Below are 20,520 nucleotides of genomic sequence, written 5' to 3'. Positions count from 1 at the left end.
CGGAAGGTGCTTCCGTACCGCCCGCCGATCTGTGTCCGCCTGCCCTACTCCTGCTCGGCCTCACCGAACAGGTTGAGCATGTCGAGCTGTATGTCGCCGCCCTCAACCTCGTCCAGACCGAACAGGCCTCCGCCCAACTGGTCGGCTGCGGAATTGCTTCGACGCTTCTTCTTGGCCGCCGATGCAGTCGGGTGCTTCGGCGGGCCTCCAGCCGGAATGACGCGGGTCAGCGGGCTGGTGCCCGGAGGGTGGCGCGGGCTCTGAGCGGGGGGTGGGGTGAGCGAGGGGTGGGTGAAGGGCCGCTCCTCGGCCATCGCCTCATAGACGCGGACGATCTCGTCCTTTGTGTCCTGGAAGACGGCGGGCTGCTTGTTCTTGAACGCCCGGAAGCTGTCCAGGACCAGGTCCACGTCTGCACGCTCAATTCCGTACAGGTGGAAATATGCGGCATCCAACTCCGCGCGCATCAGGAAACGGCGTCGCTCGTCCCAGACGAAGGGCGGGCTGTCGTCGCCGAGGTACTTCGCCCAGGGGGCCATCTCGTAGGAGGTGTACGTGAGTTCCAGGACGCGAGGGCGAATCCAGTCTGCAAGGGGGGCGTCCTGAGTCCAGGGTGCCGAGAGGGCGTAGACGGTGGGGGCTAGGACGGGAAGCTGTTCTAGGTAGGTGTACGTGAGATGGGCGCCCTGCATCTTCTGGCGAGCCGCGAAGTCCAGGGCGAAGGCAGAAAGGTTGGCTTGGAGACAGTCAAGGGGAAGTGCCATCTTCTGGGGCAGCATGAAGGGCATGGTGTGTCCAACCGCCGTCCTCGGCAGCACGGATGCGATCACCGTCCGCTCGTCCGACGCCCGACAGACATCACGCCAGCCCATCAGCCAACTGTGCCGCCAAGCCTCGCGTGGAACGGAGCGGTCCTCGACCAGGCGTTCCTCGACCTCCTCCTGGGTCACCCAATGGCGCGGCAGGGGAACGACCGATGGATCTCGATGCGCATCATGATCGAGCCTCGGGAGAGTTCCCTTGTTGATCTGCGCTTGGGTGGCATTCTCATAGGTACTGAAGCGAGCGTCGAAATGGTGAACAAACTTGGCTTCGTAGAGAGGCAGGAACATCTGCCCTTCGCGGCCAAATATGTTCGCCTCTTGATCCCATCCCTGTTCCGCAAGAGACTTTGCCGACGAGAAGCGCCCAGAGTCATCCGCCATATGGAACATGCGGAGCAACCTCAGACTCCATGGGTTGTGTTCGGCCTGATCATCCCTCGCCTGAACCCAAAGCACTTTCCTCGCGTTGTCATGCAGATTCCGCAGCACCCGGAGATGGTGGCGACTCTCGCAGACCGGCGCCGTTCGCGTATTCGGATTGATCTGCTTGAACCCCTCCTCGTCCAGCGTGAACTCCCGCGCATCCAGCTGATCCGGTCGGCGTGCCCGGAACGCGAGCCGCACGACCGGATAATGCTGGGCGAGGTCGCGGCCCGCCATCGTGAACAAGCTGAACCGATACTGGTTGTGGACCGCCGGAAACAGCTTCTCCTCGTTCTCCATATCCAACACGGCCACCATCTGCCGCGTCTCCACCAGATCCGAGAAGAACCCCGCCGTCGTCTTGTCCGTAGCGATCCCCGTAGGCAGGACCAGCCCCGCCATCCCCTCCGGCCCAATCAGCTGCCGTGCCTTCTCCGCGAAGACGGCGTACGTGTTCACGTCACCGAAGCCGGTCTTCGGGAACAGCCCCGACTTCCGGTACATGGTGACCTGGCCCTTGGACTCCCGCTGGTCGAACTGGTACTCCACGTACAGCTGGCGGTCGCCCTCGTTCGGGCGGCCCTCGTCGTCCACGCTGGTCGCCAGCGCCTCGATCATGCGATCGCGGATGCTGGCCGTGGCCGCCGCGGCGATCTTCTCGTCCCGCGCCGCGAACCACTCCTTCTTCTGGATCTTGACCCGCTCCCACGGCGGATTCCCCAGCACCGCGTCGAAGCCGCCCTGCCAGCCGGTCTCCGGGTTGACGTCCTCGGCCTCGGACTCCTCCACCCGGAAGACGCGCGGAAACTCCAGGTGCCAGTGGAAGAACTGGTTGCGGCGGACGATGTCCCGCAGCATCGCCTCCGCGCCCTCGTCCGGCAGCGGCCCGTCCTCCACGTCCTTCTCCACGGCCCGGAGCACGTTCGTCGTGACGGGCGCGGGGGCGCCCTGGTGCTTGGGCCACAGGAACGACGCGCACCACACGTCCGCGACCCGCTTCAGGTGCCGCAGTTCGGGTTTCTTCTCGAATTCCTTGTGAGCGCGGGCGTGTTGACGCACCTCGGCAAGGCTGTGATCGCCGAGCTTCGCAAGCTTCTCCGCCTCCACCCGAACCGTCGCCGTACTCGTCCGCATGACCCTCTCGGCGAACGGAAGGTGCTCCGCGCCCTTGCGCTCCCGGTCGTTCTGCTGGCGCAGCTCGGTGAGGACCTTCTGTTCGTCGCCCTCCAGCTTCTCGAAGGCGCCGTCCGGGATGCCCTGCTCCAGGACGGCCGGGGTCGCCCCCAGCAGGGCGTTCCCCGTCTTGATCCGGTCGTCGAGGTAGGCGAGCGGCTCACCGGGGGTCAGCGACTCCAGCCACAGCGACACCTTGGCCAGTTCGGCGGCGAGCGGGTTGATGTCGACGCCGTGGACGCAGTGTCGTACGACCTTGGCCATCGCCTCGCGGACCTGCTCTGGGGCCGGCTGGCTCTCCCCCTGGTCCATCACCGCGTACCGCAAGGCGATGCGCCGGGCCGCCGCGACGAGGAAGTGGCCGGAGCCACAGGACGGGTCGACGAAAGTGATCTTCAGCAGGTGGTCCGGGACGCCGGAGGCCGCGTACCGCTCTATGACCGGGTCGAGGGCGGTGTCGAGGAGCTTCTCGATGAGGGACGACGGGGTGTAGTAGGAGCCCGTCAGCTTGCGCTTGTTGCCCGCGACGAGGTCCTTGAGCTCGAACAGCTCGTTCTCCGGCTCGCGGGCGGGGACGAGTTCCAGCAGCGACTCGTAGACGCTGCCCAGTTCTTCGGCGCCCAGGTGCCGGTAGTCGACGCGAGTGGTGCGGCCCTTGTCCTTGATGCGGGAGAGCAGTCGCACGGCCTCCAGCAGGACCTCGTTGGGGAGCTTCGCGGCCCTCAGCGGTTCCGGGCTGCCCGGGAGGCGGGTGGACTGGGCCTCTTGGTCGATCTCGTCGGGCTCGGGGAGGTAGTAGAGGCCGCCGAGTTCGGGGAGTGCCAGCGCGGGTTCCCCGCCGATGGTGCCGAGGGCGTTGAGGACGCGGACGAGGCCCTGCCACAGGTCGGTGTGGTGGTCGCCCTTCCGGCGGGAGGCGATCCGGCGCAGGCGGGCGGTGGAGAAGTACAGCGCATAGCGCTCACGGGCCGCCTGGTTCGCCTTGATCTCCGCCTTGGTGGCCTTGGGGCGGGGGTATGCGAGCAGCGCGTCGCGGTCCTCGGCGACGAAGAGGAAGATCAGCTGGTAGGCGAGGCGGAGCAGTTCATGGTGGAAGTCGTCGAGGGCGCGGCGGCCTCCGGCCGTGATCGCCTCGGCCAGGTGCGGGTTGTTCTGGAGGAAGCCCGTGCCGAGGACGTTCAGCGCCTTGGCGACCTGGTCGCGCAGGAGGTTGCGGGAGCGGATGCCGGTCTCGACGGCGAAGTCGCGCCACCACTCCAGGCGGCAGTCCGCGGGGGTCAGCGGAAGCTCGTCGTGGGTGGCGAGGCCGTCGCCCTCCTCCTCGTCGCCCTCTTCCTCGTCCTCCGCCACCGCTGCCGCCGCCGCGCCCCGGCGCTTCTTCTCGGGCTTGGGCACCAGTTCTAGGCGGCTGGCGTGGAGCAGCGCGTACATCAGCAGGAAGTCGGAGAAGTCCCCGCCGCCGAAGATAGCTTCGAGATCGAACTCGACGTACGCGGACCCGACCAGGGCGGTGGAGTCGCGCAGCAGGCGCAACACCTTGCCGTTGGAGAGGATGCCCCACAGATACTTCGGAGAGGCGTTGAGCAGCTCCTGCATCATCGACTGGGGAGCGCGGGCGCTGCCCGCCGACCAGCGGTCGAGGGGCGTGGTCCAGCCCAGGAGGTGGACGGGGAGGTGGTCCATCCACTGGTGGCTGACCTGGTACGGCTCACGGCGGTCGGGCAGCCGGATGCCGCCGCGCCGGGGGGCGAGGCGGCCGTAGCCCAGTTCCTCCAGGAGGGTGAGGAGCCAGACGCGGGTCGCCTTGGTGGGGTCGGCCTTGCCGTCGAGTTCCCGCAGCTCCTCCTGGAAGGAGGTGTAGGCGGCGCGCAGCGCGTTCCACTTGCGGCTGGCGGCGTCCTCGATGCGCACGCCGCGGCCGAGTCCGTAGTCGGCGGGGGCGCTGCCGGGCAGTTCGGGGTCGCCTGCGCGGATCTTGGTGAGGAGGTCCGCGGAGAGCAGGCCGCCTTCGACGCGTACGGCGGCAGAGGCGGGGAGGCGGTCGGGGGCGAGGGTGGTCACCGGTCTCCTCCGGGGGCGGGCTGCTGTGCGGCCGGGGCGCCGAGGTACACGTACACGCCGAGCAGGTCCGGGTCGCCGGACGGCTGGACGTCGATGCGGCGGACGGCTGCGGCGCCGCGTTCGCGTCCGCGCTGGCCGGCGGCCTCGCGGACCCGCTGGTGGGCTTCGCGCAGCCGGTCGGCGAGGAGCTGTCCGCGGGCCCTCAGGTGGTCGTTGATCTCGTCGTCGTCGAGCTCCGCGGCGGCGCGGGCGGCCTGCTGGTCGCGCAGGGCGGGCAGGGTGTTCAGGTCGGGGGTGGCGGTGAGCAGGGCGGCGGTCTCCTCGTCGGACAGCCAGGTGCGGTCGCCGTCGTCGCTGGTGCGCCAGGCGAGGACCTGGGCGTCGTCGGCGATCAGGACGCGCGGGTCGTCGCTCGCCGTGCGGCCGGGCAGGGTGAGGCGGAAGCGGTAGCGGGCGAGCAGCAGGACCGTGCGGCGGTCGACGGCACGGGTGCGGATCACGCCGAGGCGGCGGGCCGGGCGTTCCTCGGGGGGCAGGCCGGTGTCGACGGCCGCGTCAAGGAGGTAGCGGGCGAGGGCGCGCACCGCAGGGTCGGTGCGGGACAGGGCGTGCTCACCTCGCGCCACGGGGAAGTCCTCGCGGAAGACGAGGTCGCGGGCGGCCGTCCTGGCGCGGCCCTTGGCCTTCGCCTTGGCCGCTCCGCCGGGCGCGGCGGTCTGGTCGGCGTCCTCGTAGAAGCCGAGGGCGTGCTTGAGGCCGGTGGGCAGCGGGTCCACGGGTGCCTTGAAGCCCCGGTCGCGGGCGTCACCGATCGGCTGGGCGCCCAGCTGGGCCAGGGACTCGCGGGTGAAGGTGGCGATGTCGCCGGGGTCGCCCAGCGCCTGGCGCAGCGCGTCCAGTTCGGCCTCCACCTCCTCGGGGCGCAGACCGATGTGGGCGAACTTGGTGAGGACCTTCGACTCGCGTTCGGCGGCCGACTCCCACTCCTTGTGGAGGGCCTCGCGGGCCCGGCCGAAGTCGGGGTCGTCCTCGAAGTCGAGGGTGAGCTGGCCCTCGGGCTGCCCGCCCCGCAGCAGCAGGGCGCTGGCGAGGGCCTCCAGGACGCCCCGGCCCTGGTCGGGGACGAGGACGGCCACACCGGTCTGGTCGGCGATGTCCTTGTGCTTCTGGATGAGGACCTTCAGGACGAGTCCGTCGATGCCGGTGTCGGTGTCGTAGACGGTGATCTCGCGGACGCGGCGGCGGGGCTGGCCGAACCGGTCGACGCGGCCCGCTCGCTGGAGGTGACGGGTGGGGTTCCAGGACAGGTCGTAATGGATGACGGCGCCGAAGTGCTCCTGGAGGTTGACGCCCTCGGAGAGGCAGTCGGTGGCGACCAGGACGTGCCGGCCGCGCCGGGCGGTCAGCTCGTCGACGCGGGCCTGCCGGGCGTCGGGGTGCAGGGTGCCGGTGACCGCCTCCACGCTCGCGCTGCGGCCCAACTCCTCCTTGAGGTGCCGGGCCACGTACTCGGCGGTCGGGATGTAGTGGCAGAAGACGATCGGGTCGTAGCCGTCGACCAGTTGCCGCTTGACCCGGTCGACGAGGGTGCGCAGTTTGGCGTCCGTCGCGGGGCCGGCGAGGGCGTCCGCGCGGTCGGCGAAGTCGGTGAGGGCCTCGGCCTCGCCCGTGCGTCCCTCGCGGGGTGTCTGCGGGGTGGCAACGTCCTCGTCCGGGAGGGACGGGAGGGAGCCGGGCACCACGTCCATGCCCTCGGCGGTCTCGTCGTCGGCGAGTTCGAAGGCGGCGGCCCGCCCCAGCTTGTCGGCCTCGGCCGGGGTGCGGGTGGCGGCGATCAGGGAGCGGGCGCGCAGGGTCGCCGCGGCAGCGGCGGGCGAGGACAGGACACAGCGCAGCAGGGTGAGCGCCGTCCACCAGGACATGCGCTGGTGATGGTCGCCGCCGGGGCCGCGGACCTGCTGGCGGGTGTGGGCGAGGATGTCGGCGACGAAGCGCGCGTAGTCGGCGTCGAGCCGGTAGAGGGCGTCCTGGGTGTCCCGGTCCTCGGGGAAGGGCGTGTCCTGGTCGAGGTACCGCTTGATGTCGTGGCGGCGGCGCTGCACGAAGTGGCGGGCCAGCTTGTCGCGGTCGGCGGACCGGGTGGTGTCCAGGGTGCGCAGGGACGGGTCGAGGAGACCGGTGAGCTTCGCGAACGCCTGCGGGTCGCCGCTGTGCGGGGTGGCGGTGACCAGGATGAGGTGGCGGTCGCGCTCGGTGCGGTCGGCGAGCGCGGACAGCAGTTCGTACCGTTTCTGCTGCTCGTTGCCCCCGGTGCCCACGCAGGTGTGCGCCTCGTCGACGATCAGCACGTCCGGGCAGTGGCGGCGGAAGGCGTCACGACGCTCGTCCTGCTTGATGAAGTCGGTGGAGACGACCGTGACCGGGTAGTGGTCGAAGATCGACCGGTGGGGGTCGTCGATCGCCTTCTGCAGCCGTGCGGCCGTGGACGGCAGGACCAGCTCGGGGTCCATGCCGAACTTGTCGCGCAGCTCGCGCTGCCACTGCTCGGCGAGCGAGGGCGAGCAGAGCACGGTCATGTTGCGGGCGGAGCCCTGCTCCATGAGCTCCTTCGCGATCAGCGCGGACTCGACGGTCTTGCCGATGCCGACGTCGTCGCCGATCAGGAGGCGCACGGGGTCCATGCGCAGCGCCATCATCAGCGGCACCAGCTGGTAGCGGCGGGGTTCGACGGCGACCGCGTTCAGGGAGCGGAAGGGGCCGGCGCCCGCCGTCGAGGCGATGCGCAGGGCTGTGCGCAGGAGCGAGGCGGACGCGAAGTCACCGGCCTCACCGGGCAGGGCCCGCGGGCGGCCGAAGCCCGGCTCGCGGACCTCGTCGGGGAAGAGGGCCGCCACGAACTCACGGTCGCCGTCCAGCGGCTGGGCGAGCACCAGGTTCGCGGTGCTGCCCGGGAGGACGACCCAGTCACGGTCCCGGGCGCGGACGAGGGTGCCGGGCGCCCAGTCGGTCGTGGCGCTCATCGGTCGCCTCCCCTGTGGTCACGGCCGACGCCGAAGACGTCCGGGTATGCGCGCACGGTGTCCTTCCATTCGGGTTCGGCTCCGGCCCTGATCACCAGCCAGCCGTCGTCCATCATGCGGTACTCGTCCTGCTCGCCGAGCCGCCGTGCCCCGTCGTACTCCAGGAACACGGCGACCTCGGCACCGGGGAGGTGGAAGACCGCGTCCGCGACGTCGGTGGCCGTCTCGTCGGGGAGCCGGTGACCGCCGTCGGCGAGGAGGCGCACGAACGCCTCGACGGGGGTGTCCGGTGCCGGTTCCGGGCGCGGGGCGGGTGCCGTCGAAGGCCGCGGACGCTCCGGGCGTGACTCGTCCCTGGTGACGGAGTGGGCCAGTGCCACCAGCCACGGGGCGGCGCGGTGCCGGTCGATGCGACGGTGGAAGCCCTGGTTGGAGTACGACAGCAGGCAGTCGTAGCAGCCGAGTTCGCAGCGCTCGGCAGCGCCGTCGGCCCGGTCGAGATCCTTGCCGTCCTCGTCGTAGTGGATGATCCGGAGGGCTTCCTTCGCCACCAGGGCGAGGGCGTTCTCGTCGTCGTACAGGCGGCGCAGCACGCCCGCTCCGCCCTCGGCGCTCTCGACGAAGAGGGTCCGGGCGTGCCGCTCGGCGTCGGGGAGGTCCTCGCTCTCCAGCTCGGAGTCCTCAAGCTGGAAGTGCGCCTCGATGCCGCGCTCCAAGGCGTAGCGCAGGGAGACGGCGGTGAGGTCGTCGACCGGCTCGGCCAGCCGCACCACGGCGACGTTCTTGGTGTCCTGCGCGTAGGGGATGACCTGGAGGGTGCGCTGCGCGCGGTCGAAGGACGCCAGTGACTCCTCCTCCGCGGACTCCTCCTGGGCAAGACGAGCAGCCTTGCCCTCCGAGAGCCATCTGCCGCTGACCGGGTCGAGCCAGAAGCCCTGCCCCGAGCGGTCCCGGTCGTCGCGCTTGCGGTAGCCGAGGTTGAGGACGCGGACGCTCGCCGAGTCCCCGTAGGAGACCTCCGCGAGAGGCGCCCCGCCCGCGCCGCGCACCTGTGCCCGGTGCACGCCACCGGGCGCGTACCGGTACACGGTCCGCAGATCGAAACCCCGCTTGAGGCGCTCCTCCTCGTCGGAGGAGATCCGGCGGCGGGGCTCGGCGTGCACCTGCGTCAGTTGCATCAGTTTCGGCAGGGTGCGGTGGAGCGGGACGGCGCAGTTCTCGCAGCGGTCGGCGCCGTCGACACGGTCGTGCCAGTAGCCGCAGGCCTCGCAGAGCCTTATGTCGCTGGTCGCCACCTGTCCGGGGCGGTCGCCCATCGGGACGGTCACGCGGTCGATGGTGTAGCGGTTGCCCTCGTGGTAGATCAGCGCGCCGGGGCCGAACTCGCCGATCGCGATGAAGCGGGGGCGCTGGATGTAGGCGCCGTTGCGCTGCCCGTACTTCCCGGCCGAACGCTCGCCGGGCACGTAGGCGGCCAGGGGCAGGCGGGGGAAGGAGTAGCCGGGCAGGAATCCTTCGGAGGCGAAGTAGCGGTAGGTGTAGAAGTCGGTGTACGACCCGCTGTCGGCCTCGTTGCGCAGCAGTTTCAGCTGGTTCTCGGCCTCGGCCCGCCGCCCCGCGGCCAGGTCTCGGTCCCTGCGGCTGAGGGAGAGGTCGTTGGCCCGGCGGTGCTGCTGTTCCACCTCGCTCCGCGCGGTGCGGTAGAGGCGGCGCCAGCGCTCGCACGCCGCGTCGAGACTGGCGAGAGCCTGGCGGACGGTGCGCTCGACCCAGCCCTCGTGCCACCAGGAGGAGCCCGAGAGCTCGTCGTGGAGCGGGGTGAGGACCTCGGTGGCCCTGCCGATGGCGCGCAGCCGGGCCGTCTCGCTGTCCAGGTCGGCGCGCACCCGTGGCAACAGGTCCAGCGGCCAGCGGCCTTCGGTGTCCCCGGTCCCCGCGTTCTCCGCGTCGAGCACGTCGGTGAGGCGGCTGCCGAGGTGGACGCCCGTCTCGGCGAGCCAGACCGCGTGGACGTGGGAACGGATCAGCTCCTCATTGGCCAGGTCGAGCCGGGGCGGGGTGACGCTGCCGGACACCATGAGACCCGGGCGGCGGAAGTAGTACTGGTCGTGGGGGGAACCGGTCGAGCAGTAGGTGGTGACGAGGGCGGGCTGGCCACCGCGGCCAGCGCGTCCGGAGCGCTGCGCGTAGTTGGCCGGGGTCGGGGGGACGTTGCGCATCCCGACCGCGTTCAGCTCGGCGATGTCCACGCCCAGCTCCATCGTCGGCGAGCAGTAGAGGATCTCCAGATCCCCTTCGCGGAACGCGTCCTCACGGACACGGCGGGTCGTGGCGTCCACCTGGGCGGTGTGCTCGTGCGCCCTTATTCCGGTGAGTCCGGCGGTCCCGGCGCGGTAGAGGTCGCGGAAGTACGGATTGACGCGGACATCGGCCTCCGCGTCGGTGACCTTGCGCACCGGGTCCGGTTCGGGTCTCGCGCCGTCGCCGGGGAGCCAGCGCAGGGCGGAGGCGCGCAGCTGATGGCCGTAGGAGCCGTCACGCTCCTCCTGGACGACGGCGAGCAGCCCGCACTCGCGCAGCACCCGCATCAGGTCGCGGATGACCGCGTCGGCGTCGGCGACCGGAATACGCCTGCCCGCCTGGCCGGGGACGGCGGCGAACTGGCCGACGCGGCGCAGGTAGCGGCCGTATCCGCCGAGTCCGCTGAGATGCACGGTGTCGGCCGCCGTCCCGGTCCGGCCGGGGCCCGCGTAGGCCAGGCGGGCACGGACGCGCGGCTCGCGCGGGGAGAGGGCCCAGGGAGACACGAGATGCGCCTGGCTGATGCTGCCGAGCCGGTCGAAGCCCTCCTGGGTGAGGCAGTCCACCTCCACCGCGAGGGAGCGCCGGAGTTCGTCGAGGAGATCGCGGGCCAGCTGCTCGCGGTGGGCGGGCGTGTCACCGGCGAGAAGGGGGTGGCAGCCCTCCCAGCTCTCGGGGTCGCCCGCGATCTCGGTGAGGGACGTGTAGTCGAAGCGCAGTAGACCGGTCTGGGAGAGGTTGGGCATGGTGACGCGCCAGCCGCGCTCCAGGTCGGCGTAGACGCGGTAAGCGAGGATCTCACGCAGGGCCGAGTGGGCGAGGTCGCGCTGGTGGAACCTGGCGGTCGGCGTCTTGGCGTACGTCTCCAGTGGGAGTGCCAGGGTGTCGAACACCGCTTGGGGCAGCCGGTCGTAGGTCAGACCCTGCTCCCCCGCCGTTTCCAGGGCCCGGTACAGGGCGCCACGTACTTGGCTGACCAGGGCGAAGTCGTTGAAGTGGCCGGCCTGGAGGCTGGCGTCCTGCCGGTTGTCGACGAAGGTGAGCAGTTTGCGTGCCCTCTTCGTCAGGTCGGGTTGGTCACGCAGGGAGCGCACGACGCGGGAACTGATCAGGGAGACGGCGGAGCTGCGGCCCTCCGCGGAGAAGGTGCCCAGCTTGGCGAGGTCCTTGAGCCGCAGCTGCTCGTACGAGGTGCGGCAGTGCAGGCAGAAGCGGAACGGAGCGGCGATCCACCAGGCGCGCAGGCCCGTGCCGGGCTCGGTGGCCCGGCCGTCCGGGCCGACCCACACCTCCTCGGGCAGGTCTCCGGAGCGGGCCTTCAGGACCGTCGACCGGCCGTCGTCGTCCGTCTCGACCCAGCTCGCCGGGAGGCGTCGGAACACGGCGTCCTCGTCCTGTGCGTCGGGCCAGGGCCGGTCGTCGCTGACGTAGAGGAAACCGTCGCCGTCGGCAGCCGGGGCGTCCGGGTCCTCCCGGGCCTCGAACACCGCGCCCTCGTGCTCGGCGGGGCGGGTGACCACCAGGTACTCCTTGCCGCAGTCGCGGCAGAAGTGCAGGGGGACGAGCGGCTTGTCGCGGTGGTCGGGGACCCGGATCTGGTACTGGCTGGTGAGGTGGCGGCGGCCGGGTGGCTCGAAACTGACGTAGACGGTGTCGCCCTTGGACAGGAACTGGTGCAACCGGAAGGCGAACAGGGGCTTTTCCAGCTCCGGGTGCACGGCCTTCGCACCGACACGCAGTACGGTCTCGATGGCCTGGTGACACACGTCGGCGGGCTCTTCGCTCGCGTCGGCGAGCAGCGCGGACGCCTGCGGGATCGTCAACGGTGGGCGGCGGACGAGCCGGCCGCTGGGCTCCTCGACGGCCAGCCCGACGGTGTCCTCGACCCAGACCGCGAGGGGGTCCCGGCTCAGCGCCTCGTAGTCGGACGGAAGCGCGTGGGGTGTGCCGGCGGCGCGGCGGACCGCGTCGGCGAGGGGTTCGCGGGGATGCACTCCGGGTACGGCGTCGGGGCCCGGGTCGGTCGAACGCTCCAGGGTCTCGCCGATGACGCGCTCCGGTTCGATCTTGGTGCCGAACAGGCGGGTGGCGACGTCGGCGATGTCCTTCCGGGCCTCGGCGAAGGTGACGCCGGTCGCCATCGTGGCCGAGGTGCCGACGCACTGGAGACCGGGTGCCTCGCAGGCGTCCCGCAGCCGGCGGACGAGCAGGGCGACGTCGGCTCCCTGGCGGCCCCGGTAGGTGTGCAGCTCGTCGAGGGCGAGGAAACGCAGGCCGCGAGCGGCGCCGATCAGCTCCCGCCGTTCGTCGGGGCGAGTGAGGAGGTACTCCAGCATCACATAGTTGGTGAGCAGGATGTCCGGCTTGTTCCGCAGGACCTGGAGCTTCTGCTCGGAGTCCTCCTGGCCGGTGTACCGCGCGAAGGTCACCTTGCGGCGGTCCTCGGGGACGCCCCAGGTGAGGTACTTCTCCAGCTCGTGGAGCTGGCTGTTGGCCAGCGCGTTCATGGGGTAGACGACGATCGCCGAGATCCCGTCGGGATTCGGGTTCCGCAGCACCTCGTGGACGATCGGCACGATGTAGGTCAGGCTCTTGCCCGAGCCGGTACCCGTGGTCAGAACGTACGAGTGTCCGCGGTCGGCCATGATGATGGCCTCGCGCTGGTGCCGGTGGAGGGAGAGGGTGCGGCTGCCGGGGTCGTCCGGGTGCTTCTTGTGCCGGAAGTACTCCCGGCACATCGGGTGCAGCAGACCGTCGTCACACAGCGAGGCGACCGTTCCGCCGCTGCGGAAGGTGGGGTTCAGCGCGAGCTTGGGGTCGGGCCAACGGGTCTTGCGCTCGCGCTCGCCGGCGAGGTGATTCTCGATGTCCGGGTCCCGCACGGCCACGAGGGAACTGGTAAACGCCTCGTACTCGGCGATGAGGTCATGGTGGACACCGAAAACGTCCATAGGTCGGTCGGCCCCCTTGATCACTTACGTCCGCTCGGTCGCGCGTCACGTCCGGGAAGCAGACCCCCTCGCCGGAAGACGGATCACGCAACTGATCCACCCTACTGCCCCGCCACCCACCTGTTGCGGGTGGTTTCCCGTCCTCACGCTCCGGCTTTTCAGGGAAGCCCGAAGAGCGGGACATGGTTCACTCCCCGAATAGTCACCGCGGGCAGGCAGCGGGGCTCCCCGGTGTCCTGTCTTCGGGCGACGGAGTGCGGGTGGCGGCACCGGACCGGACGCGCGGGAGCGCTCCCGTCGGGCCGTCCGGCCCGGCGGGGGCGCTCCCGGAGCGTTTCGCCTCAGTGGACGTGACGGGTGTACCAGGACCGGCTGTCGAAGAAGAAGTGGTCCACGGCGAGCTTGTGCCCGCCGCTGTAGTGGGTGTACGCCACGGCCTGCTCGTCGGCCCGGCCGCCGCCCAGGTTCGTGCGCAGGCAGGTGCCGGGGTCGATGACGTAGGTGCTGAAGCCGCCCCGCAGCGGGAACTCCACGGTGATGTCCTGCGCGCGGTGGTTGCAGGCCGTCAGCCCGCCGGCGCCGGCCTTGGCATCGGCGACCGCGGCGGGAGCGGACAGGGCCGTGAGAAGACCGGCGGTCGCGGCCGCCAGGGCGGCCACATGGCGCATACGCACTCCTTGAGTCGGGCTGTCCGGATGATCGTCCGGACCGGCGCTCCCGAACGTACGGCGGCTCCACGCACGGACCGTGACGGAACCTCTGCCGTTCGGCGAACAGCCTTTGTTCCGGAAGCAGTCGGGAATCCCCGGGCACGGGTGGCACACCGCGGCGGCCGTCCGTCACGTTCCCCGGGGACACCCGTGGTTCACTGCTGACGGACGAACACATCTCGGATGGTGAGAAAAAAGGGGAGGCCGCTCGTGGCCCATGAGGTCGATCAGTCATTCCTGGCGCTGCCGTCGCGCGCGCTCGCCGACGCCGCGCTGGCACGCGCGCGTGCGCTGGGGGCGGAGCACGCGGACTTCCGCCTGGAGCGGGTGCGCAGCGCGTCCTGGCGGCTGAGGGACGCCAAGCCGGCCGGGTCGTCGGACACCACCGACCTCGGTTACGCGGTGCGCGTGGTGCACGGCGGGACCTGGGGGTTCGCGTCCGGGGTGGATCTGACCCTGGACGCCGCCGCCAAGGTCGCCTCACAGGCCGTGGCGATGGCGAAGCTGTCCGCCCAGGTGCTCCGGGCGGCCGGGTCGGACGAGAGAGTGGAGCTGGCCGACGAGCCGGTGCACTCGGAGAAGACCTGGGTGTCGTCGTACGAGATCGATCCGTTCACCGTGCCCGACGGGGAGAAGGCCGGGCTGCTGGCCGAGTGGAGCGCGCGGCTGCTGGCGGCGAACGGGGTGGACCACGTCGACGCCTCGCTGCTCACCGTGCACGAGAACAAGTTCTACGCCGACACCGCCGGGACCGTGACCACGCAGCAGCGGGTGCGGCTGCACCCGGTGTTCACGGCCGTGTCCGTCGACGACTCCAGCGGTGAGTTCGACTCCATGCGCACGATCGCGCCGCCCGTCGGCCGCGGCTGGGAGTACCTGACGGGCACCGGCTGGGACTGGGACGACGAGCTGGAGCGGATTCCCGGGCTGCTCGCCGAGAAGATGCGCGCGCCGAGCGTCGACCCCGGGCTGTACGACCTGGTGGTGGACCCGTCCAACCTGTGGCTGACCATCCACGAGTCCATCGGGCACGCCACCGAGCTGGACCGCGCGCTCGGCTACGAGGCGGCCTACGCCGGCACCTCGTTCGCCACCTTCGACCAGCTCGGGAAGCTGAAGTACGGCTCCGAGCCGATGAACGTCACCGGTGACCGCACCGCCGAGCACGGGCTCGCCACGGTGGGCTACGACGACGAGGGCGTCGAGGCGCAGTCCTGGGACCTGGTGAAGGACGGCACGCTGGTCGGCTACCAGCTGGACCGGCGGATCGCGAGGCTGACCGGGTTCGAGCGGTCCAACGGGTGCGCGTTCGCGGACTCCCCCGGCCATGTGCCGGTGCAGCGCATGGCCAATGTGTCGCTGCGGCCGGATCCGGCGGGGATGTCGACGGAGGACCTGATCGGGGGCGTGGACCGGGGCATCTACGTCGTCGGGGACCGGTCGTGGTCGATCGACATGCAGCGGTACAACTTCCAGTTCACCGGGCAGCGCTTCTACCGGATCGAGAACGGGCGGCTGGCGGGGCAGCTGCGGGACGTCGCCTACCAGGCCACGACCACCGACTTCTGGGGTTCCATGGCCGCCGTCGGGGGGCCGCAGACGTACGTCCTGGGCGGCGCCTTCAACTGCGGCAAGGCCCAGCCGGGGCAGGTCGCGGCGGTCTCGCACGGCTGCCCGTCCGCCCTCTTCAAGGGAGTCAACATTCTGAACACCACGCAGGAGGCCGGGCGATGAGCGCACGCACCACCAAGCCGCACGAGATCGTCGAGCGCGCTCTCGAACTGTCCCGGGCCGACGGCTGTGTCGTGATCGCCGACGAGCACTCGACCGCCAATCTGCGCTGGGCGGGCAACGCGCTCACCACGAACGGCGTCACGCGCGGGCGCACGCTCACCGTGATCGCCACGGTGGACGGCGCGCAGGGCACGGCCTCCGGAGTGGTGTCCCGGTCCGCGGTGACCGTGGACGAGCTGGAGCCGCTGGTGCGGGCCGCCGAGGCCGCCGCGCGCGGCGCGGGTCCGGCCGAGGACGCGCAGCCGCTGGTCACGGGCGTGGCCCACTCCCCGGAGTTCACCGAGGCGCCCGCCGAGACCTCCTCCGCGGTGTTCGCCGACTTCGCCCCGGCGCTGGGCGAGGCGTTCGCACGCGCGCGCGGAGGCGGCCGGGAGCTGTACGGCTTCGCCAACCACGAGCTGGTCTCCAGCTATCTCGGCACCTCGACGGGGCTGCGGCTGCGGCACGACCAGCCGAACGGCACGCTGGAGCTGAACGCCAAGTCGCCGGACCGTACGCGGTCGGCGTGGGCGGGGCGCTCCACGCGGGACTTCAAGGACGTCGACCCGGCGGCGCTCGACGCGGAGCTGGCCGTACGGCTGGGCTGGGCCGAGCGGCGGCTGGAGCTGCCCGCGGGCCGGTACGAGACGCTGCTGCCGCCGACCGCGGTGGCGGACCTGCTGATCTACCAGCTGTGGTCGGCCTCGGGGCGGGACGCGGTCGAGGGGCGCACGGTGTTCTCCAAGCCGGGCGGCGGCACCCGGGTCGGCGAGCGGCTGACCGGGCTGCCGCTGACCCTGCGCAGCGACCCGAACGAGCCGGGTCTGGAGTCGGCGCCGTTCGTGATCGCGCACTCCTCCGGCGGTGACCAGTCGGTGTTCGACAACGGGCTGCCGCTGACGGCCACGGACTGGGTGCGCGAGGGCGAGCTGAACCGGCTGACGACCAGCAGGCACGGCGCGGGCCTGACCGGGCTGCCGACGGCGCCCGCCATCGACAACCTGATCCTGGACGGGGGCGGGGACCGCTCCCTGGAGGAGATGGTCGCGGCCACCGGGCGCGGGCTGCTGCTGACCTGCCTGTGGTACATCCGCGAGGTCGACCCGGCGACGCTGCTGCTGACGGGCCTGACCCGGGACGGCGTCTACCTCGTCGAGAACGGCGAGGTCACCGGCGAGGTGAACAACTTCCGGTTCAACGAGTCGCCGGTGGACCTGCTGGGCCGGGCCACGGAGGCCGGGCGTACGGAGAAGACGCTGCCCAGGGAGTGGGGCGACTGGTTCACCCGGGCGGCGATGCCGGCGCTGCGCGTCCCCGATTTCAATATGAGCTCCGTCAGTCAGGGCGTATAACCTCGTAGGCGTTCGCAAGCGGCCGTCACCCGACCGGCCGAAGATCATCGAGGAGACACGAGAACCGTGACGGACATCGTCGACGAGCTGAAGTGGCGCGGGCTGTTCGCCCAGTCCACTGACGAGGACGCTTTGCGCAAGGCGCTCGCGGACGGTCCCGTCACGTTCTATTGCGGCTTCGACCCGACCGCGCCGTCCCTGCACGTGGGGCACCTGGTGCAGGTGCTCACCCTGCGCCGGCTCCAGCAGGCCGGTCACCGGCCGCTGGCGCTGGTCGGCGGCGCCACGGGCCAGATCGGCGACCCGCGCCCGACCGCCGAGCGCACGCTGAACCCGCCGGAGACCGTCGCGGGCTGGGTCGAGCGGCTGCGCGGCCAGATCGAGCCGTTCCTGTCCTTCGAGGGCGAGAACGCGGCCACGATGGTCAACAACCTCGACTGGACGCAGAACCTCTCCGCGATCGAGTTCCTGCGGGACATCGGCAAGCACTTCCGCGTCAACAAGATGCTGACCAAGGACTCCGTCGCCCGGCGCCTGGAGTCCTCCGAGGGCATCAGCTACACGGAGTTCAGCTACCAGCTGCTGCAGGCGATGGACTTCCTCCAGCTGTACCGGCGCTACGGCTGCACGATGCAGCAGGGCGGCAGCGACCAGTGGGGCAACCTCACGGCGGGCCTGGACCTGCTGCACCGGCTGGAGCCGGACGCCACGGCCCACGCCTACGCCACACCGCTGATGACGAAGGCGGACGGCACCAAGTTCGGCAAGACCGAGGGCGGGGCCGTCTGGCTCGACCCGGAGATGACGACGCCGTACGCGTTCTACCAGTTCTGGCTGAACACGGACGACCGGGACATCTCGGGCTACCTGCGGATCCTGTCCTTCAGGTCCCGCGAGGAGTTGGAGGAGCTGGAGCGGCAGACGGAGGAGCGTCCGCAGGCCCGGGCCGCCCAGCGCGCGCTGGCGGAGGAGCTGACGACGCTGGTGCACGGCGCCGACCAGACGGCCGCCGTGATCGCCGCCTCCAAGGCCCTCTTCGGCCAGGGTGAGCTGGGTGAGCTGGACGACCGCACGCTGGCCGCCGCGCTCTCGGAGGTGCCGCACGTCAAGGTGGTCGAGCTGGGCCCGGTGGCCGACCTGTTCGCCGAGGTCGGCCTGGTGCCGAGCAAGTCCGCCGCGCGGCGCACGGTGAAGGAGGGCGGCGCCTATGTGAACAACGTCAAGGTGACCGCCGAGGACGCCGTCCCGGCCGAGGAGGACCTGCTGCACGGGCGCTGGCTGGTGCTGCGCCGGGGCAAGAAGAACCTGGCGGCGGTGGAGGTCACGGCCGGCTGACCCGGCGGCCCGCGCCTGCTCCGGGGCGGTCTCCGGCATCCGCCGGAGACCGCCCCGTCGTCATCCGTACGGCGACGGGTCAGACCCGCTGTCGTTCGTGTTTCCTGCGCTGCATCGAGGTGTACAGCATCTCCGCGAACAGGACGACGACGATCGCCGCGCCCAGCTGGAAGATGTGCCGCCCCCAGTCGATGCCCCGCGTCTCCTCGATCCCGAAGCCCCGCGCGATGGCGTTGCCCACGATCGCACCGATGATGCCGCAGATGGTGGCCAGCCACAGCGGGAGGTGCTGCTTGCCGGGGATCACCGCCTTGGCGATCAGGCCGAGCACGAATCCCACGATGATCGCCCACAACCAGCCCATGGCTGCCTCCTCGTACGGCTTGACGCGAGCGGTTACGGCCAGTGTCGGTCGAGACGCGGTACGCCGCATGTCGGGCATGCCGCCCGCGCCGCGGCGCGGGCGGTGCGCCGCGGGACGGGGCGGACCCGCTCTCGTTCCCCGTCCGGAGGCGGCGTAACGTGGACATGTCCGGAACCGGTGTCAACGGGACGGGGTGCCGGCCGGTCAGGTACGGAGAAGACCCGATGCGGGCGGATGGTGGAATGCGATGCGGAAGCAGCATGGCGGCGGCAACGTCCAGGTGTTCCGGATCACCGGCGCCCGGACGGGCCTCCAGGAGGACGTGCGGGGGCGGCAGCGCCGGTACGTGATCTCGATGGCCGTCCGTACGGTCTCGGTCATCCTCGCGGCGACGCTGTGGAACGTGGAGCGGCACGTCGCGATCGTGGCGCTGGTACTCGGGGCGGTCCTGCCGTACGTCGCGGTGGTGATCGCCAACGCCGGGCGCGAGAATGCGCCGTCCCTGCCGTCGACCTTCGTGACGACGCCGATGAAGCCGATGATCGCATCGCCGCGGACGAATGACGGTTCCGCGGAATCCGATGCGGAAGATGTGGCGTCACAGGCGGCGCCGAACGCACGAACGGAGCGGCCCGGGCGGTCGTGAGGATCGGGGTGTGCGGGGAAACCCTGTCAAGCGGAAGGCGCTTACCCGCCATCCTCAAGGAAAGCTCAGATCAATCGTGTTGTTCCGGTGCCGGGGGCGGCGCGACCCGTGACATACTTCGTACGCGCTCCGCATCCCCCGTCGGAGCGACGGACCGACGCCGGGCAGCTCCCCCCGTGGCTGCTCGGCGTCGCCCTTTCCCGTGGATCTCGCGCCCCGTCGGCCGGGTTAGGGTCAAGGGTGTGATGGTCCCTGATCCCGAGACGCCGGTCTGTTCCGCCAAGGGGTGTCGTGCCGCCGCCGTGTGGGTGCTGGCGTGGAACAACCCCAAGCTGCACACGCCGGAGCGCCGTAAGACCTGGCTCGCCTGCGAGGAGCACCGCGAGCACCTTTCGCAGTTCCTCGGGGTCCGGGGATTCCTGAAGGACGTCGTCCGGTTCGAGGAGTGGGAGGCTCCGGAGGGAGCCTAGTGTCCTCAGCCCCCGATGGCGGACATCGGCCGGTCCGGCTGGATGAAACCGGGGTCGTCCAGGCCCGCTCCCGCCTTCTTGCCCCGCATCGCGTGTTTCCAGAGGCGGGCGATCTCCTCGTCGGGGGCGCCGGAGCGCAGGGCCGCGCGCAGGTCGGTCTCCTCGGTGGCGAACAGGCAGGTGCGGATCTGTCCGTCGGCGGTGAGCCGGGTGCGGTCGCAGGCGGCGCAGAACGGGCGGGTGACGGAGGCGATGACGCCGACGCGGTGCGGGCCGCCGTCGACCAGCCAGCGCTCGGCCGGTGCGGAGCCGCGCGCCTCCTCGCCCTCGGGGGTCAGCTCGAAGCGCGTGCGCAGGGAGGCCAGGATGTCCCCGGCGGTGATCATTCCGTCGCGCTTCCAGCCGTGCTGGGCGTCCAGGGGCATCTGCTCGATGAAGCGCAGCTCGTAGTCGTGCTCCACGGCCCAGGCGAGGAGGTCGGGGGCCTCGTCGTCGTTGAGCCCCGGCATCAGGACCGAGTTGACCTTCACCGGGGTCAGGCCGGCCTCGCGGGCCGCGTGGAGGCCGTCGAGGACGTCCTGGTGGCGGTCACGGCGGGTGAGGGTCTTGAAGACGTCCGGGCGGAGCGTGTCCAGGGAGACGTTGACCCGGTCCAGACCCGCCTCCTTCAGGGCGGCCGCGGTGCGCCGCAGCCCGATGCCGTTGGTGGTGAGGGACGTCTGCGGGCGGGGTTCCAGGGCGGCGACGCGCTCGACGATGCCGACCAGGCCGGGACGGAGCAGCGGCTCGCCGCCGGTGAAGCGGACCTCCTCGATGCCGAGGGAGGTGACGGCGATGCCGACGAGGCGGACGATCTCGTCGTCGGTGAGCAGGTCGGGCTTGGCCAGCCACTGCAGCCCTTCCTCGGGCATGCAGTAGGTGCAGCGCAGATTGCACCGATCGGTCAGCGAGACCCTCAGGTCGGTGGCAACTCGGCCGTAGGTGTCGATGAGCACGTGGGCCCCCTCCCTCGACGCGGATCACTCGTGCCCGGCTACTGCGAGCCTACGTGACGCCGCCGACAACCCCCAGCGACCCGGTGCGACGGGAGGACGGACGGCCGCGTCGCGAGGACCCT

11 protein-coding genes are annotated in these 20,520 nt (G+C 70.9%); 5 read left to right on the top strand and 6 right to left on the bottom strand.

Going from position 1 to position 20,520, the window contains the following annotated elements; translation table 11 throughout:
* Window positions 1-44 precede the first annotated feature (44 nt).
* The 4 genes from ADK41_RS16410 to ADK41_RS16395 all read right to left on the bottom strand — a co-directional run bounded on the left by ADK41_RS16410 (window position 45) and on the right by ADK41_RS16395 (window position 13,421).
* The gene (locus tag ADK41_RS16410; protein ID WP_063756601.1) at window positions 45-4,481 is read right to left on the bottom strand and encodes an Eco57I restriction-modification methylase domain-containing protein; all 4,437 of its coding nucleotides are present in this window, start codon (window positions 4,479-4,481) and stop codon (window positions 45-47) included.
* On the bottom strand, window positions 4,478-7,501 hold the full coding sequence (locus ADK41_RS16405) for a helicase-related protein (RefSeq protein ID WP_037805083.1): 3,024 nt from the start codon (window positions 7,499-7,501) through the stop codon (window positions 4,478-4,480). The genes ADK41_RS16410 and ADK41_RS16405 overlap by 4 nt, the downstream gene beginning before the upstream one ends.
* Window positions 7,498-12,753: a DEAD/DEAH box helicase gene (locus ADK41_RS16400; RefSeq protein WP_030833927.1), complete on the bottom strand. Its 5,256-nt coding sequence runs from the start codon at window positions 12,751-12,753 to the stop codon at window positions 7,498-7,500. Before ADK41_RS16400 ends, ADK41_RS16405 begins: the two co-directional genes overlap by 4 nt.
* A 341-nt stretch (window positions 12,754-13,094) precedes the next feature.
* Window positions 13,095-13,421, bottom strand: a complete 327-nt coding sequence (locus ADK41_RS16395; RefSeq protein ID WP_030833924.1) for a hypothetical protein — start codon at window positions 13,419-13,421, stop codon at window positions 13,095-13,097.
* Between the two features lie 252 nt (window positions 13,422-13,673).
* Between ADK41_RS16395 and ADK41_RS16390 the strand changes: the two genes are divergently transcribed.
* The 3 genes from ADK41_RS16390 (at window position 13,674) to tyrS (ending at window position 17,923) form a co-directional block, all read left to right on the top strand.
* Window positions 13,674-15,197 carry a TldD/PmbA family protein gene (locus ADK41_RS16390; RefSeq protein ID WP_030833921.1) on the top strand — a complete coding sequence of 508 codons (1,524 nt, stop codon included), beginning with the start codon at window positions 13,674-13,676 and terminating at the stop codon, window positions 15,195-15,197.
* Window positions 15,194-16,588, top strand: coding sequence for a metallopeptidase TldD-related protein (locus ADK41_RS16385; RefSeq protein ID WP_030833918.1), 1,395 nt, complete (start codon window positions 15,194-15,196; stop codon window positions 16,586-16,588). Before ADK41_RS16390 ends, ADK41_RS16385 begins: the two co-directional genes overlap by 4 nt.
* A gap of 66 nt (window positions 16,589-16,654) precedes the next feature.
* Window positions 16,655-17,923 carry a tyrosine--tRNA ligase gene (tyrS, locus tag ADK41_RS16380; protein WP_030833915.1) on the top strand — a complete coding sequence of 423 codons (1,269 nt, stop codon included), beginning with the start codon at window positions 16,655-16,657 and terminating at the stop codon, window positions 17,921-17,923.
* Between the two features lie 79 nt (window positions 17,924-18,002).
* On the opposite strand, the gene ADK41_RS16375 is transcribed toward tyrS, so the two are convergent.
* Entirely contained in the window at window positions 18,003-18,287 is a 285-nt protein-coding gene (locus ADK41_RS16375; RefSeq protein ID WP_030833912.1) for a GlsB/YeaQ/YmgE family stress response membrane protein, read from the bottom strand.
* A 247-nt stretch (window positions 18,288-18,534) separates the two neighbouring features.
* Between ADK41_RS16375 and ADK41_RS16370 the strand changes: the two genes are divergently transcribed.
* Both ADK41_RS16370 and ADK41_RS16365 read left to right on the top strand, forming a co-directional pair.
* The gene (locus ADK41_RS16370; RefSeq protein WP_030833910.1) at window positions 18,535-18,933 is read left to right on the top strand and encodes a DUF3099 domain-containing protein; all 399 of its coding nucleotides are present in this window, start codon (window positions 18,535-18,537) and stop codon (window positions 18,931-18,933) included.
* A gap of 245 nt (window positions 18,934-19,178) precedes the next feature.
* Window positions 19,179-19,403 (top strand): hypothetical protein, encoded by a 225-nt coding sequence (locus ADK41_RS16365; protein ID WP_030833908.1) that lies wholly within the window; start codon window positions 19,179-19,181, stop codon window positions 19,401-19,403.
* A 5-nt stretch (window positions 19,404-19,408) separates the two neighbouring features.
* Here the strand turns inward: ADK41_RS16365 and moaA are convergent, their stop codons facing one another.
* Window positions 19,409-20,398 carry a GTP 3',8-cyclase MoaA gene (gene moaA, locus ADK41_RS16360; RefSeq protein ID WP_030833906.1) on the bottom strand — a complete coding sequence of 330 codons (990 nt, stop codon included), beginning with the start codon at window positions 20,396-20,398 and terminating at the stop codon, window positions 19,409-19,411.
* Between the last annotated feature and the right edge of the window lie 122 nt (window positions 20,399-20,520).

The sequence above is a fragment of the Streptomyces caelestis genome (assembly GCF_001279005.1).
GTDB classification, from domain to species: Bacteria; Actinomycetota; Actinomycetes; order Streptomycetales; family Streptomycetaceae; genus Streptomyces; species Streptomyces heliomycini.
The sequence above is the reverse complement of the archived record's forward strand: the minus strand, read 5'-3'. Positions and strand labels throughout refer to the sequence as shown.